This window comes from Streptomyces sp. NPDC021080 (assembly GCF_044333225.1).
In the GTDB taxonomy this organism is placed as follows: Bacteria; Actinomycetota; Actinomycetes; order Streptomycetales; family Streptomycetaceae; genus Streptomyces.
This window is the reverse complement of the sequence record NZ_JBIRQM010000004.1, coordinates 377470-391381: the sequence shown is the minus strand read 5'-3', so window position 1 is coordinate 391381 and position 13912 is coordinate 377470. Positions and strand designations below refer to the sequence as shown.

Here is a 13912-nt window from a genome sequence, read left to right as displayed (position 1 = left end):
CGTGCTCGCCCGACAGCTCCGGCGGAGCGGTGGGCGGGCCTTCGGCGAATGGCGCTCGCCCGGGGCGGCTCAGCTTCGGGACCGTGGGAACAGCGCTCGCCCGGGGCTGCTTCCGTTCGGGGCTGCTCCCCTTCGGGGCTGTGACCCGATGGCGACCGATGACGCGAGGCGCGACATGGTGCCCGGGTCACCTCAGCGCGTGCGAGGTCCTGCCCGATGCCGCGTCGATCTCGTCGTGAGCCTTGGTGAGCAGTTGCATGGCGAGTTCGTTCAGCGCCCTCGCGCCCGCGACCTCCTCGCCGACCCTGGGCTGGTTCGAGTCGGAGGGGTGGCGGCTGGCGTATCCGTGGGCGCGTACCTCGTTTCCGTCGGGGAGACGCAGCAGGGCGGCCGCGCGGGTGCGGTGGTCGTCCTCCTGGAATTCCATCTCGACGTGCCAGCCGACCGTGGTCCGTGCCTGCGTCGCTGTCATCTGTGTCATCGCGATCACCTCCGAAGCCGCTGCCCCCCGGTGAAGCCCTGAAGGGACCGGGCGGACCCCAGCCCCTAGAAAGAGTGTCCTCCTCGGGCAGGCCGGGCACGAGGCGAGGGCGTGACGGGTCACGCCTTGTGGTGGGGCCGCGCCGACGGGTGGTGCCGACAGACCGTGCCGAGGGTGACGCCGACGGGTGGCGCAGACGGGGGGCGTCGACGGCTCCCCTTGATCGACCTGACAAGGATGAGGTCAGACCTCCGAGCCGTTCCGCCGGCCGTGCGTACACTGCCGCTCGCAGTGCGAGGAGCAGACACGGAGGACGACGGCATGGCGGATGTGGCCAGGTTTCCCGGGCGAGCAGGGCGCATTGTCGTGCTTGCCTTGGCGTCCTGCGGTTGGGTGGCCGCCCCGGTCTCCACGCTCGTAGAGGTACCCCACATCATTTGGCCCGGATCGGTCCTGTTTCTCGTGGCCGGCGCACTTCTTGCCCGGGAGTGGAGACGGGTCTGGCGTCGAGAGGCCCCCTACGACGTGCAGCGGCGGGTCCCGGAACTTCCGAACCAGCCGCGTGTGACGGCCGGCTCGATCGGCGGGCCGTCGGCGGGCCGTGCGAGGGCACTCGACGACGACCGACGCTGACGGCCGTCGACGGCTGAGTCGCAGGTCGCAGCGTTGACCGATTACACGGCCGCAGGTCGGAGATCCGGCCCGTCGGTTGTGGCTGTGCGGACCGTCGGTCACCGAGGGCTGTGTTCGAAGCCGTCGACGAAGCACGGTGCTCCTCGCAGACCGCCCACCGGCTTTCACCGCCCTCGTCCTCGACCCGCACGCTCCGGCGCGTCTGACGTGTGCACCGGGAACCCCACGAACAGTGCTGCATGCGGCGGCAAGGTCCCCGCCCGGGCCACGGTCCGCAACGCCTCGGCAACCCCGTCGTCAGTCACCGGCTCAGTCCCTCGAGGCGGAGCGGTGCAGGCCATGCCCTGGAGGCATGGAGTCGGTCGGCTGCTCGCCGATGCGGGCCGACGCCCGATCGCCGGGCCGTCCCCGGGCCGTCCCCGGGCCGTGCGAGGGCGCTCGGTGGTGACCCACGGCGACGGCCGGTGACGGATCAGCCACGAGCGAGGGCGGTGAACCGCCAGGTCACGGCCCCCCGGCCGAACGGGTTTCCCCCGAGGGGTAGCCGTCAGGCAAGATGGGGTGTATCTGCCCACTGCCGATTTCAAGCGTCCGGACGGTTTCTCTTGGCTGAGTTCATTTACACCATGCGCAAGACGCGCAAGGCGCACGGCGACAAGGTGATCCTCGACGACGTCACCTTGAGCTTCCTGCCTGGCGCCAAGATCGGTGTGGTCGGCCCCAACGGTGCCGGTAAGTCCACCGTTCTCAAGATCATGGCGGGCCTCGAGCAGCCGTCGAACGGCGACGCGTTCCTGTCGCCCGGCTACAGCGTCGGCATGCTGCTCCAGGAGCCGCCGCTCGACGAGTCCAAGACCGTCCTGCAGAACGTCCAGGACGGCGCCGCCGAGATCATGGGCAAGCTGAACCGGTTCAACGAGGTCGCCGAGCTGATGGCGACCGACTACTCGGACGCGCTCATGGAGGAGATGGGCAAGCTCCAGGACGACCTGGACCACGCCAACGCGTGGGACCTGGACACCCAGCTGGAGCAGGCCATGGACGCCCTGGGCTGCCCGCCCGGCGACTGGCCCGTCACCAACCTCTCCGGTGGTGAGCGCCGTCGCGTCGCGCTGTGCAAGCTGCTGCTCGAAGCCCCGGACCTGCTGCTGCTCGACGAGCCCACCAACCACCTGGACGCCGAGTCCGTGCAGTGGCTGGAGCAGCACCTCGCGAAGTACCCCGGCACCGTCGTCGCCGTCACCCACGACCGGTACTTCCTCGACAACGTCGCCCAGTGGATCCTGGAGCTGGACCGCGGCCGCGCCATTCCGTACGAGGGCAACTACTCCACGTACCTCGACAACAAGGCCTCCCGCCTGAAGGTCGAGGGCCAGAAGGACGCCAAGCGCGCCAAGCGGCTCAAGGAAGAGCTGGAGTGGGTGCGGTCCAACGCCAAGGGGCGTCAGGCCAAGTCCAAGGCCCGTCTGTCCCGCTACGAGGAGATGGCGGCCGAGGCCGACAAGATGCGGAAGCTGGACTTCGAGGAGATCCAGATCCCGCCGGGCCCGCGGCTGGGCTCCATCGTCGTCGAGGTCAACAACCTCTCCAAGGCCTTCGGCGACAAGGTCCTCATCGACGACCTCAGCTTCACCCTGCCGCGCAACGGCATCGTCGGCGTCATCGGCCCGAACGGCGCCGGCAAGACCACGCTCTTCAAGATGATCCAGGGTCTGGAGACCCCGGACTCCGGCACCATCAAGGTCGGCGAGACCGTCAAGATCTCGTACGTCGACCAGAGCCGCGAGAACATCGACCCGAAGAAGACGCTGTGGGCCGTCGTCTCGGACGAGCTCGACTACATCAACGTCGGCCAGGTCGAGATGCCCTCCCGCGCCTACGTCTCCGCGTTCGGCTTCAAGGGCCCCGACCAGCAGAAGCCGGCCGGTGTCCTCTCCGGTGGTGAGCGCAACCGCCTCAACCTCGCGCTGACCCTCAAGCAGGGCGGCAACCTGCTGCTCCTCGACGAGCCCACCAACGACCTCGACGTCGAGACGCTGTCCTCGCTCGAGAACGCGCTGCTGGAGTTCCCGGGTGCGGCCGTGGTCGTCTCCCACGACCGCTGGTTCCTGGACCGGGTCGCGACCCACATCCTCGCCTACGAGGGCGAGTCCAAGTGGTTCTGGTTCGAGGGCAACTTCGAGTCGTACGAGAAGAACAAGATCGAGCGCCTCGGCGCCGAGGCGGCACGCCCGCACCGTGCCACCTACAAGAAGCTGACCCGGGGCTGATCGATCTTGCGGCACATCTACCGCTGCCCACTGCGCTGGGCGGACATGGACGCGTACGGCCACGTCAACAACGTGGTGTTCCTCCGCTACCTGGAGGAAGCCCGTATCGACTTCCTGTTCCGTCCGGACAAGGACTTCAAGCAGGGGTCCGTGGTGGCGCGCCACGAGATCGACTACAAGCGGCAGTTGGTCCACCGGCACGCGCCGGTGGACATCGAGATGTGGGTGACGCAGATCCGGGCGGCGTCCTTCACGATCACCTACGAGGTCAAGGACCCCGACCAGGTCTACGTCACCGCCTCGACGGTGATCGTGCCGTTCGACTTCGAGCAGCAGCGCCCTCGCCGGATCACGGCCGAGGAACGCGACTTCCTGGAGTCGTACCGCGACGACGAGGACGAGGCCGTCGCGGCATGACCGTCCTGCACCTCGCCGACACGGGGGAGGCGGCCGATCTGGCCGCCTTCCTCTCCCGGCTCGTCCACTACGACCGCGCGGCCGCCGTGCGCCTCAAGGCGCACGGCACCACGCTCGCGGTCTTCGGCCGGCCGCCGTCGTTCGAGGTTCTGGCGATCCGTACGGCACGGCTCGCCAAGCCGTACGAGCACGGTCTCGACGTCACCCTCGACGCGACCGTCTCCGCGGGTGAACTCCTGGAGTCCGTCGAGGAGTCGGCGGCGACCCTCGCCGTCCCGGCCGCCGTCACCGGGCCCCCGTGGGCCGGTGTGCTGCCGCCCCAGGGCGGCTGGCGGCAGGAGCCGGGGCTGCCCGCCCCGGACGCCGTACGGGCGAAGGTCGCGGAGGCGGTGGCCGAATTCCGGTTGCGCACCGAGGAGTTGGCCCCCGAGCTGCGGACCCGTGCCGAACTCGACCGGGTCGGGCGGGAGATATGGTCCCGCCCCATCGGCGACACCGGACTTCCCGTGCGGGCCGCGCACGCCGCGCAGTCCCTGGGATTCCTGCGGCCCGTGCCGCCCGTGGCCTCCTCCGCCGAGGGACAGGTCCCCTCGGGCGGGCGCCCGTCCGGCGGTCCGCTGGCGCTGTACTCGTCGGGGGCCTGGCTGCGGCTGCGGACGCCCTTCGGATCGGTCGCCGTCCGCCGGGCAGGACTCGGCTCGCTCGGCGTCAGCGTCCACTGACCCCCGCGTTCGCTGATCCCCGCGCGGTTCACCGATCTCCCCGCGTTCGCTGATCACCGCGCGGTTCGCCGATCCCGGCGCGCCGTTCACCGATGTCCGCGCGCCGGTGGCCGGTGCGCGGGGCGCCGCGTCCGTCGCCGAAACCGGCGGTCAGCCCGCCGTGTTCACCATCGAGGCGGCCGCGTACGTCAGGTAGTTCCACAGCGTGTGCTCGTGCTCCTCGGAGAGACCGAGTTCGTCGACGGCGACCCGCATGTGCTTCAGCCAGGCGTCGTGCGCCGCCTGGTCGACCTTGAACGGGGCGTGCCGCATCCGCAGCCGGGGGTGGCCGCGGTTCTCGCTGTACGTCGTCGGGCCGCCCCAGTACTGGATCAGGAACAGTGCGAGGCGCTCCTCGGCCGGGCCGAGGTCCTCCTCGGGATACATGGGCTTCAGCAGCGGATCCCCGGCGACACCCTCGTAGAAGCGGTGCACGAGGCGCCGGAAGGTCTCCTCGCCGCCGACCTGCTCGTAGAAGGTCTGCTCCTGAAGCGTGCCGCGCCGAATCTCTTTCACGCCCCCATGTTCTCAGACGGGGCGGCCGAGGACTCAAGGCTTGGGTCCACGCAGCCGAGGCACGCGCGAGCTCACCCGAGGCACACGCGTGGCACGGGCGAGGCCCGCCCGAGGTCCGACCGCGGCAGTGGACGCGGCGGCTCCGGACCGGCCGGTGCGACGCTCGCCTCGCGGCCCGTTCGGCAGCACAGTGGAGGTATGGGCGCGCACGCTCTCGAAACCGGCCCCGGGCCCGGGGACCCCGCCGATCTGGCGCGGGCGTCCCTGGTGCGCCAGATCGACCGGAGCGGGGCCTGGGCGGGCGATCCCGTCTGGCGGGAGGCCTTCGAGGCCGTCCCGCGCCACCTCTTCGTGCCGTACTACTACATCGGCGCCACCGGCGGCTACGAGCGGCTGTGGGGCGAGGACCCGGACCCGCGGGTCCGGGACCGCTGGCTGCGCGGGGCGTACGCGGACTCCCCGCTGGCGACCCGGGTCCGTGACGGGGAACTGGTCTCCTCCAGCAGCCAGCCGTCGCTGATGGCGATGATGCTGGTGGCCCTGGAGGTGCGCGACGGGGACGCCGTCCTGGAGATCGGCGCCGGGACCGGCTACAACGCGGCCCTGCTCGCGTACCGTCTGGGCGACGAACTGGTGACCACCGTCGACCTCGATGTGGAGATCACCGACGCCGCGCGAGCGCATCTGGCCGTCGCCGGGTACCACCCGACCGTCGTCACCGGTGACGGAGCCCGCGGGGTCCCCGAACGCGCTCCCTTCGACCGGATCATCGCCACCTGCACGCTGACCACGATCCCGCGCGCCTGGCTGGCGCAGTGCGCGCCCGGGGCCCGCGTCCTGGCGCCGCTGGCCACCGGACTGATCACGCTGGACGTCGAGGACGCCGGGCATGCGGAGGGACGCTTCCTGCACACGTCGGCCTTCTTCGTGCCGCTGCGGGGTTCCACCCGGTCCGGGCCGGAGCCGGAGCCGGCCCGGACCGGCGGGGTGCCGCGCCGGGCCCGCGGCAACGATCTGTTCCGTTTCCTGCTCGCGCTGACGGCGGGCCGCCTCGATCCCCAGGACGCCTACGCGCTGTGGGAGCGCGAGGGGCAGCCGCAGCGCGAGCGGTACGGGATCACGGTCGGCGAGGAGAACGTCTGGGCCTGGCTGGACGACCCCGAGGGGCCGTACACCTGGCGGCTGCCCTGAGCCGCGTCATGGCGGGGCAGGCGGAGGCAGGGGCTCTGCGCGAGCCAGGGGCTCTGCGCGAGCCGGAGCCGGTCGGAGCGGCCGGAGACGGTCGGAGCGGCCGGAGACGGCAGGGAGCGCGGCCGGAGACGGTCAGGAACCGCCGGGGAACGGCCCCTGCGGCCGGAGGGCCGACAGGAGCCGCCGCGGACGTCCCGCTCCGGCGCGGCACGGGACACACCTCTGCACGGAACCGTTCCTCAGGACTGAGCAGGAGCGAGCCCATTCAGCCGCACGCCCCGAACGGTCTTGAGCGCACTGGTCCCCGGCGTACTCAGCCCCGGGGCGGCGACACGCATCCTGTGCGTGGTCCGGGCCCGGGAGGCCAGTTCCCTGTGCGACCTGGCCATACGGGCACGGCCAAGGTGACGGGGAGGCCCTGAACCATCACTCCGGTGGAGCAGGGGCCCCGCACACTGGCGCCACACCCGACGTCCCAGATCGCGCAGCAACGCTAACCCGGATGGACCAGGGCATCGCAAGCCAGGAAGCCGACCATCACCCGAACGAGCGAAACCGACCTTATGCACCCTCCTCGGCGAGCAGTTGCCAACCCCTGCCGGGCCACTGTGCCGGGCCCGGCAGGAACGTGCTCAGCCCCGCCGGATCGTGATCGTCGTCCAGGCGCCCACGTGCACCCGGTCGCCGTCCTGCAGCGGCACCGGAACGAACGGCTGGATGGGCTCCTCGCCGCCGTTGACCGTGGTCCCGTTCGTCGAGTTCTGGTCGACGACCGCCCAGGTGTTGTCCGGCTGCTGGACCAGGACCGCGTGCTGGTGCGAGACGCCCGGGTCCTCCGGCGGCACCGACAGGTCGATGTCCGGGGATTCGCCGGTGGAGTGCCGGCGGCGGCCGATCGTGATCTGGTTGCCGAGGAGCGGGCGCTGCAGCTCCGGCGAGTACGCGGGCAGGTTCAGGCCCGCGGCCTCGGGGCCGGAGCGCTGCATCATCGCCATGAAGTACTCACGGTCCGGGGCGATGGTCGCGTTCCAGGACAGGGACTGCTGCTGGGGCGGCTGCTGCTGGTAGCCGGGACCGGGCGGAGCCTGGGTGACCCCGGGCTCCGGGTAGCCGTAGCCGCCCGCCTGGCCGGGACCGCCGGGACCGCCCTGGCCACCGGGTCGACCGGGGCCGCTCTGGCCGCCGGGCGCGCCGGACGACGGCGGGGGGATCACCCAGTCGTCGTCACCGCCGCCGAAGGCCGGGCCGCCCTGCTGCGGGCCGCCCTGTTGCGGCGGTCCGCCCTGGGTGAAGGGCGGCGGGGAGGGCTGCTGGGTGTAGGCCTGCTGCGGGGCACCCGGGCCGCCGGGCGCCGCCCGGCGCGAGGGGTCGCCACCGAAACCCTGGGGGTCGCCACCGAAACCCTGGGGATCGCCACCGAAGCCCTGGGGGTCGCCGAAGCCCTGGGGGTCGCCGAAACCCTGGGGGCCGCCGTACGGCTGGGCCCCCGGGCCCGGCGGAATCGGTTCGGCGGGACGGTTCATCTGCGAGGGCCGCGAGCTCTGGTACTCGAACGGGTCGTGGCCGGGGCCACCGGCTCCCGGACCGCCGGGCCCGGACTGCGGGAACCGCTGCGGGGGATTCTGGCCGCCGGGACCGCCGGGACCGCCGGGACCGCCAGGACCGCCGTACGGCGACTGCGCGCCGGGACCGCCGGGACCGCCCGGACCGCCGGCCGGCGGGCGCGGCGCCGCCGGTGTGTACGACGTCGCGGTGTTGGTCAGGAAGTTCCACCGGCACTCCTCGCAGAAAGGCGCAGCGCCCTCGCGGGGCGTGCGGCACTGCGGGCAGAGCTCGGCGCCCGGGTCCGGCACGCCGGACCGGCCGCCGGAGGCGGGCGGGGGCGAACCGGGCGCCGGGTAGCTGTACCCGCCGCCGGGCGGCGGCGGTGGGAGCGGGGGGACACCGGCCATGCGGTGACCGCAGACCTCGCACCAATCGTCGGAACCCGACTGGTGTCCGTTCGGGCATGTCGGCATGTCGGTCCTTCCCCCTTTCCTTTTCCGGTCGTCATGACCGGGTTTCTCCGGATCCCAGCGGGAACCGGGCTCGCTACTTCCCGCTACTTCTTTACACGAACAGTCTTTGTGGACCGTGTCTCGAGGGTCATCTCGTCGGCCTCCGCGACACGTGCTTTCAATCGCACAGTACCTGCCGCGACGTCGACCACGTCCACCACCTTCGCGAGCAGTTTCGCAGTATCGGCGTTTCCGGAGGCTCCGGCGAGTTGGACGGCCCGTCCCAGCTTGGCCGTTGCTCCGTCGACATCTCCCGCTTTGCGAAGATCGAGACCTTGTTGGATGACTTGCGCCAGTTCGGCCTGGCCCGTGTAGTGCGCGACCTGCGGATTGATGGACGTCGAGGCGGCCATGTCGTCGGTCCACACCGCCCGTACGAGCCCCTGTGCGCCGAGGTTCTGCACGGAGCCGTCGCTCTGCGGGATCACCAGCGAGACCCGGGCCGCGAGCATCTCCTGGCCGACCCCGGCCGTCGGGACCCGGACGCACACGTGGTAGTCGCGGGACTCGTCCCCCCAGGAACCCGTCGGATAGTCGCCCGCGCGGGGTCCGGCCTCGGTGCGGCGGTCCGTCAGTTCCCCGACGGTGGGCGCCACTTGCTTGACGAACTTGATCTCGGTGCCGACCGGCGTCCACACCCGCAGGGCCACGTCGGCGACCTCCTTGCCCATGGCCGTCTCCATCATGTGCGTGAAGTCGGCGGAGAGGGCGGCGGGGTCGGCGACGATGTCCGCGGTGCCGAGCAGCGCCGAGGCGATCCCGGTGACCTCCTTGACCTCCCAGTCGGTGCCCACGCCACGCGCGTCACAGGTGAAACGTCCGGCGCAGGAGTCCAGCGCGGCCCTCAGGTCCTCGGGCGACTCGTGCTCGTTGCGGCCGTCGGTGAGCACGATGCCGTGCCGGATCGACACGTCCGCCGAGGCCAGCAGCCGGTCGGCGAGCCGCAGCCAGGTGCCGATCGCCGTACCGCCGCCCGCGCTCAGCCTGCGCAGCGCCTGCTTGGCCTGGTCGCGGGTGGTCGCGTCCGCCACGGCGAGCCGTCCGTTGCCCGGATAGACCTCCTTGGCGACGTGCGTGCCGCCGATCACCGCGAAGTGGACCCCGTCGCGCACGGTGTCGATCGCGGCGGCCGTGGCGTCGCGGGCGTTGCGCATCTTGGCCGGCGGGTAGTCCATCGAGCCCGAGCAGTCGACCATGATCGCCACGGCGGCGTCCGGCGCCTGGCCCGCGGTGTACAGGTGCGGCGCGGCGACCGCGCTTCCGACGGTGCCGCCGCCGGTCGCGCTCACCGTGACGATCGCGTTGACCTCGCGGCCGCCCTCGGGCAGGTACTCGTTCTGGTACACGTCGACCGAGAACTGCGGCACGTTCGACTTCGAGAAATTGGCCATGCCTCTGTGTCCCCCTCGGGCCTCCGCCCCCCGGCGGAGGTGCTGACTGGATGCGGACCGGTCCCCTCCGGTCCGCGGCCGCCCCCGTTCGTCCGCGGCCTCAGGCCGATACTGCCCCCTGCTGGGGTGCGGGGAACGGCATGACGGCCACTGTTACGTTGTCGTGGCCCCCGCCGTCCAGGGCGTGGCCGACCAGAACCCGGGCCGTGTGCAGCGGCCTCTCGGCGGCGTCGAGGGGGACGATCTCGGCCATCTCCTCCGCGGTCTCCGCGTAGTTCCACAGTCCGTCGGTGCACACCACGACCACACCCGGCCGGTCCGGCTTGAACGAGACGGTGTGCGGCTCCAGTTCGTAGGCGTCGGCGCCGAGCCAGCCCGTGATCGCGTGGGCACGCTCGTCCGCGTACGCCTCCGCCTCGTTCATCAGGCCCGCGGCGACCATCTGCGCGGCCCACGAGTCGTCCTCGGTGAGCCGGGCCGGCAGCGAGGTGCGGTCGGCGGGGACCCAGTAGACACGGCTGTCGCCGACCCAGCCGACGATCAGCAGCGTGGACGTCACGAGGGCGCCGACGATGGTGCAGGCGGGCGCGTTCACGTGCGGCGCGTGCTCACCCTGCGCGGTGTCCGGTCCGGCCAGCGCGTTGACGGCCTCCGAGGCCGCGACGATCGCCTCGTGCATGGCCGCCTGCGGATGCGTGCCCAGCGGAAGCGCCGCGAGGAGCGCCTCGTTCGCCGCGTGGGAGGCGGCGAGCGACGCCTCGTCGGGGCGGGTCGCGGAGGAGACTCCGTCGCAGACGATCGCGACGACCACGGGGGAGCCGTCGGGCAGCGCGGTCGAGGAGACGGCGAACGCGTCCTCGTTGCGGTGGTGGCGCAGCCCCCGGTCGCTGACCGCGGCGACCGCGCCCAACTCCTGCTCCATGTGGTCCCGTTCCCGTGGCTGCGCGTGCCCGCAGTTCTCGCAGTAGCCGTCGGTGTCCACCTGGCCCGCACGGCAGGCCACGCACAGCTTGGCGCCCGCGGCGGGTGCCGGCAGGTCGGCGGTCCGGGGATCGGCGGGGACCTCGCGGTCCGGGCCGCCGGCCGGGGGAGCGAGCGGGTACTCGTCGGGCTCCGACGGCCTGTCGAAACGCACGCCCGAGGGCTTGCCGGCGGGCCGCCTGGCGGCGGGCGGCAGGATGCCCGCCGGATCGCCCTGCGCGTGCTCGGGGTGCTCGGGACGTTCCGGGTGCGGCAGTTCGGAACCACCCGAATCGGTGCCCCGGATGTCGGCGGCGCGGTGCACCGGCGCGGGCGTGTCGGTGCTGCCGACGTCCTGCGTCAGGGGCCGGTCCATGGACGGGCCGGCCGGCGGGAGGCCGGCCGAGGCGCCGTTCATGGCGATCGTGGGATGGTCCTGCGGCGGTGCGGACACCGTCGACAGGTCATAGCCGCACGCACCGCAGAAACGGTCGGCCGCGTCCAGCGGCTCCTCGCAACTGGGGCACCGCGAAAGGGCCGTCGGCTGGGGCATCTGGGACATCAATCACACCCACGTCCGGGGGCGGTAACGGTTTGCGCGTTCCACCAGGTCGATCCTCTCCTCGCCGCCCCGCGCGAGCCGGGCCAGCGTCCGGTACGAACGTTCGAGGCCGAAACGGAGGCCACGCTCGTCCAACTCGCTGCCGAGCAGCGCGGTTCCGCCCCCGGTAGCCGGAGCGGAACCCTGGCTACCGGAGAGTACCCAGTCCAGCGCGCAGCCGAGGACCTCCGTCGACAACTGCTCGCGCCGCACCGCGTCCAGTCCGAATCCGTCGAGCGCCTCGACCTGCCCGGCCGCCGCCGCCAGTTCGTCCAGGAACGGTGCCGCCGTCTCCGTGACCGGCCGCTGCCGCAGCCGCGCCCGCACGGCCGCGACCCGGGCCGCCGTGTAGTGGATCGACGACTCCGGCACGGACTCCAGGGTGCGTACGGCGCCCTGGCGGTCCCCCGCCGCGAGCTGCACCCGGGCCAGTCCGAACGCCGCGCTCACATAGCTGGGGTCGGTCGTCCACACGAGGCGGTAGTACTCGGCGGCGTTGTCCAGCTGGCCGAGCACCTCCGCGCACACGCCGAGGGCCAGCTTGGGCGCGGGCTCGCCGGGGAAGGCGTCGTAGACGGCGTCGAAGGACAGCGCCGCGATCTCGTTCTCGCCGGTCGCCAGCGCCGTGACACCGCGGTACCAGACCACCCGCCAGTCGTCCGGGTGATCCGCCTCCAGCGCCTCGACGGCCGTGCCGGCGCCGCCCGGCTCGCCCATCTCCAGAAGGGCCCGCAGCTCCCGCAGCCGCAGCTCCGGCGAAGGGGCCGGTGCCACCCGCAGCGCGGCGATCAGCTCCGCGGGCGCGGACGCGATGAGCCCCGCGAGGAAGCCGGCGTTCGGGTCGCCCGGGTCCACCCGCGGCACGGGCAGGGCGAGCGCGGTGGCCGCCGCCGCGACGGGCCTGACCAGGGTGGCGGAGGCCGGCGGAGCGGGCGGCAGCGGCCCGGCCCCGTTCGTCCCCGAGGGCAGCGCGGGCGCGCCCTTCCTCGCCCGTACGGGGACCACGCGGGCCCCCAGCTTCGACACGTCCCCGGCCGTCTTCCCGAACAGCTCGGTGTCGGTGACCTTGGTCTCGGGTCCGAACAGGGTCGACAGCGCCGGCCGCGCCCGCCCCGTCTGGAGCGAGACCACCTCGCGCAGCACGCCCGTCAGCTGTTCGGACATCTCCTGCGCCGAGGCGAACCGGCGGGCCGGGTCGGGGTCGGTGGCCCGCACGAGAAGCCGGTAGAACGACTCGTACTGGCGGAAGACCTCGATGTTGTCCGGGTCGGGCAGGGAGTCCACGAAGACGTTCGTGTAGCCCTGGAAGTCGAAGGAGAGGACGGCGAGCGTACGGGCGACGGTGTAGAGGTCGGAGGCGACCGAGGGGCCCACCTCGGCCACCTCGGGGGCCTGGTAGCCCACCGTGCCGTAGATGGCCGACTCGTCGTCGTCCATCCTGCGCACCGCGCCCATGTCGATCAGCTTGAGCTGGTCCTCGGTCTGGATGGCGTTGTCGACCTTGAAGTCGCAGTACAGCAGGTTGCGGCTGTGCAGATGGCCGAGTGCCTCCAGGGCCTCGATGCCGTACGCGCAGGCCTGCTCCACCGGCAGCGGGTCGCGCTTGCCGTCCGCCGTGCGGCGCCCGTTCGCGAGCTCCTTCAGCGACTTGCCGCCCACGTACTCCATGACGATGTACCCGTCCAGCGAACCCGTCCGCTGGTCCAGGTGCTCGACGAAGTTGTAGATCCGCACGATGTTGGCGTGCTCGATCTCCGCGAGGAAGCGCCGCTCGGAGATCGCCGCCGCCATCGCGTCCTGGTCGCCCGTGTCGAGCAGGCCCTTGAGGACCACCCAGCGGTCGGACACCGCGCGGTCGACGGCGAGGTACACCCAGCCGAGCCCGCCGTGCGCCAGACAGCCCATCACCTCGTACTGGCCGTGCACGACGTCACCGGTGTGCAGCTTGGGCACGAACGAGTACGGGTGGCCGCACTTCGTGCAGAACCCCTCGGTGCGGCCGGGCCTCTCGCCGCGCGAACGCCCCACCGGGGCACCGCAGTCGGAGCGCGAACAGAACCGTTTGCGCTCGGGCACCTCCGGGTTCTCCAGGACCATCGCGCGCGGGTCGGGCCGCGGCACCTCCGGGACCTCGACGAGCCCGGCGCCGAGCCGGCCCCGCCCCGAGGAGGACGCCGTCGAACCGGAGCTGCGCACCGACACCGAACGGCCCGTCGACCTGCCCGACAGCGACCGCGACAGCCGGCCCGAGACCGAGCGCCGCGACTGCGAGGAGCGCGACGACGTACGCGAGCTGGCGGGGGAACCACCGCGCACGCTGCTGCTGTCGGAGCCGGCCGTGCCGCGCGCGGAGGAGCCGGCCGACGCCGTACCCGCCTCGCCCGCATCCGGTGCGGGCACGCCGGCGGACCGGGTGGATCCCGGTGCCGGTTCGGCCGGGGCGAGTCCGCAGGTGTCGCAGTACAGCTCGCCGCCGCCCATGTCCTCGTACGACCCCTCGCAACCGGGCCGACCGCACTTCCGCTCACCCGCGGGCTGCTCGCCCGCATCCGGTGCGGGCACGCCGGCGGACCGGGTGGACCCCGGTGCCGGTTCGGCCGGGGCGAGTCCGCAGGTGTCGCAGTACAGCTCGCC

General features: G+C 72.3%; 10 protein-coding genes. 4 read left to right on the top strand and 6 right to left on the bottom strand.

Annotated features, from left to right (window positions below; genetic code table 11):
- Positions 1-187: 187 nt before the first annotated feature.
- Positions 188-481, bottom strand: a complete 294-nt coding sequence (locus ACH4S8_RS12425) for a DUF1876 domain-containing protein (protein ID WP_398392801.1) — start codon at positions 479-481, stop codon at positions 188-190.
- 1238 nt (positions 482-1719) lie between these two features.
- Here ACH4S8_RS12425 and ettA point away from each other — a divergent pair.
- Genes ettA through ACH4S8_RS12410 form a run of 3 tightly spaced genes read left to right on the top strand, consistent with a single transcriptional unit; the run spans position 1720 to position 4523 of the window.
- Positions 1720-3384, top strand: a complete 1665-nt coding sequence (ettA, locus tag ACH4S8_RS12420) for an energy-dependent translational throttle protein EttA (protein ID WP_398392799.1) — start codon at positions 1720-1722, stop codon at positions 3382-3384.
- Positions 3385-3390: 6 nt separating this feature from the next.
- Entirely contained in the window at positions 3391-3801 is a 411-nt protein-coding gene (locus ACH4S8_RS12415) for an acyl-CoA thioesterase (protein WP_387300490.1), read from the top strand.
- Positions 3798-4523 (top strand): hypothetical protein, encoded by a 726-nt coding sequence (locus ACH4S8_RS12410; protein ID WP_398392797.1) that lies wholly within the window; start codon positions 3798-3800, stop codon positions 4521-4523. Before ACH4S8_RS12415 ends, ACH4S8_RS12410 begins: the two co-directional genes overlap by 4 nt.
- Before the next feature lie 150 nt (positions 4524-4673).
- Here ACH4S8_RS12410 and ACH4S8_RS12405 read toward each other — a convergent pair whose 3' ends face one another.
- Entirely contained in the window at positions 4674-5078 is a 405-nt protein-coding gene (locus tag ACH4S8_RS12405; protein WP_398392795.1) for a globin, read from the bottom strand.
- A 198-nt stretch (positions 5079-5276) separates the two neighbouring features.
- Here ACH4S8_RS12405 and ACH4S8_RS12400 point away from each other — a divergent pair, with 198 nt between their 5' ends.
- Complete coding sequence (locus tag ACH4S8_RS12400; protein WP_398392793.1) at positions 5277-6269, top strand: methyltransferase domain-containing protein; 993 nt, start codon at positions 5277-5279, stop codon at positions 6267-6269.
- Between the two features lie 632 nt (positions 6270-6901).
- On the opposite strand, the gene ACH4S8_RS12395 is transcribed toward ACH4S8_RS12400, so the two are convergent.
- The 4 genes from ACH4S8_RS12395 to ACH4S8_RS12380 form a co-directional block, all read right to left on the bottom strand.
- Positions 6902-8287, bottom strand: a complete 1386-nt coding sequence (locus tag ACH4S8_RS12395) for an FHA domain-containing protein (protein WP_398392791.1) — start codon at positions 8285-8287, stop codon at positions 6902-6904.
- An 83-nt stretch (positions 8288-8370) separates the two neighbouring features.
- Positions 8371-9717, bottom strand: a complete 1347-nt coding sequence (locus ACH4S8_RS12390; protein WP_398392789.1) for a VWA domain-containing protein — start codon at positions 9715-9717, stop codon at positions 8371-8373.
- Positions 9718-9817: 100 nt separating this feature from the next.
- Positions 9818-11242 carry a protein phosphatase 2C domain-containing protein gene (locus ACH4S8_RS12385; RefSeq protein WP_398392786.1) on the bottom strand — a complete coding sequence of 475 codons (1425 nt, stop codon included), beginning with the start codon at positions 11240-11242 and terminating at the stop codon, positions 9818-9820.
- Entirely contained in the window at positions 11243-13759 is a 2517-nt protein-coding gene (locus ACH4S8_RS12380; protein ID WP_398393168.1) for a tetratricopeptide repeat protein, read from the bottom strand.
- Positions 13760-13912: the final 153 nt, after the last annotated feature.

What these genes read in the sequence shown, in the direction of transcription:
- ACH4S8_RS12425 (WP_398392801.1), bottom strand. Translation starts at nt 481, where the DNA reads ATGACACAGATGACAGCGACGCAGGCACGGACCACGGTCGGCTGGCAC.
- ACH4S8_RS12390 (WP_398392789.1), bottom strand. Translation starts at nt 9,717, where the DNA reads ATGGCCAATTTCTCGAAGTCGAACGTGCCGCAGTTCTCGGTCGACGTG.
- ACH4S8_RS12410 (WP_398392797.1), top strand. Translation starts at nt 3,798, where the DNA reads ATGACCGTCCTGCACCTCGCCGACACGGGGGAGGCGGCCGATCTGGCC.
- ACH4S8_RS12380 (WP_398393168.1), bottom strand. Translation starts at nt 13,759, where the DNA reads ATGGGCGGCGGCGAGCTGTACTGCGACACCTGCGGACTCGCCCCGGCC.
- ACH4S8_RS12400 (WP_398392793.1), top strand. Translation starts at nt 5,277, where the DNA reads ATGGGCGCGCACGCTCTCGAAACCGGCCCCGGGCCCGGGGACCCCGCC.
- ACH4S8_RS12395 (WP_398392791.1), bottom strand. Translation starts at nt 8,287, where the DNA reads ATGCCGACATGCCCGAACGGACACCAGTCGGGTTCCGACGATTGGTGC.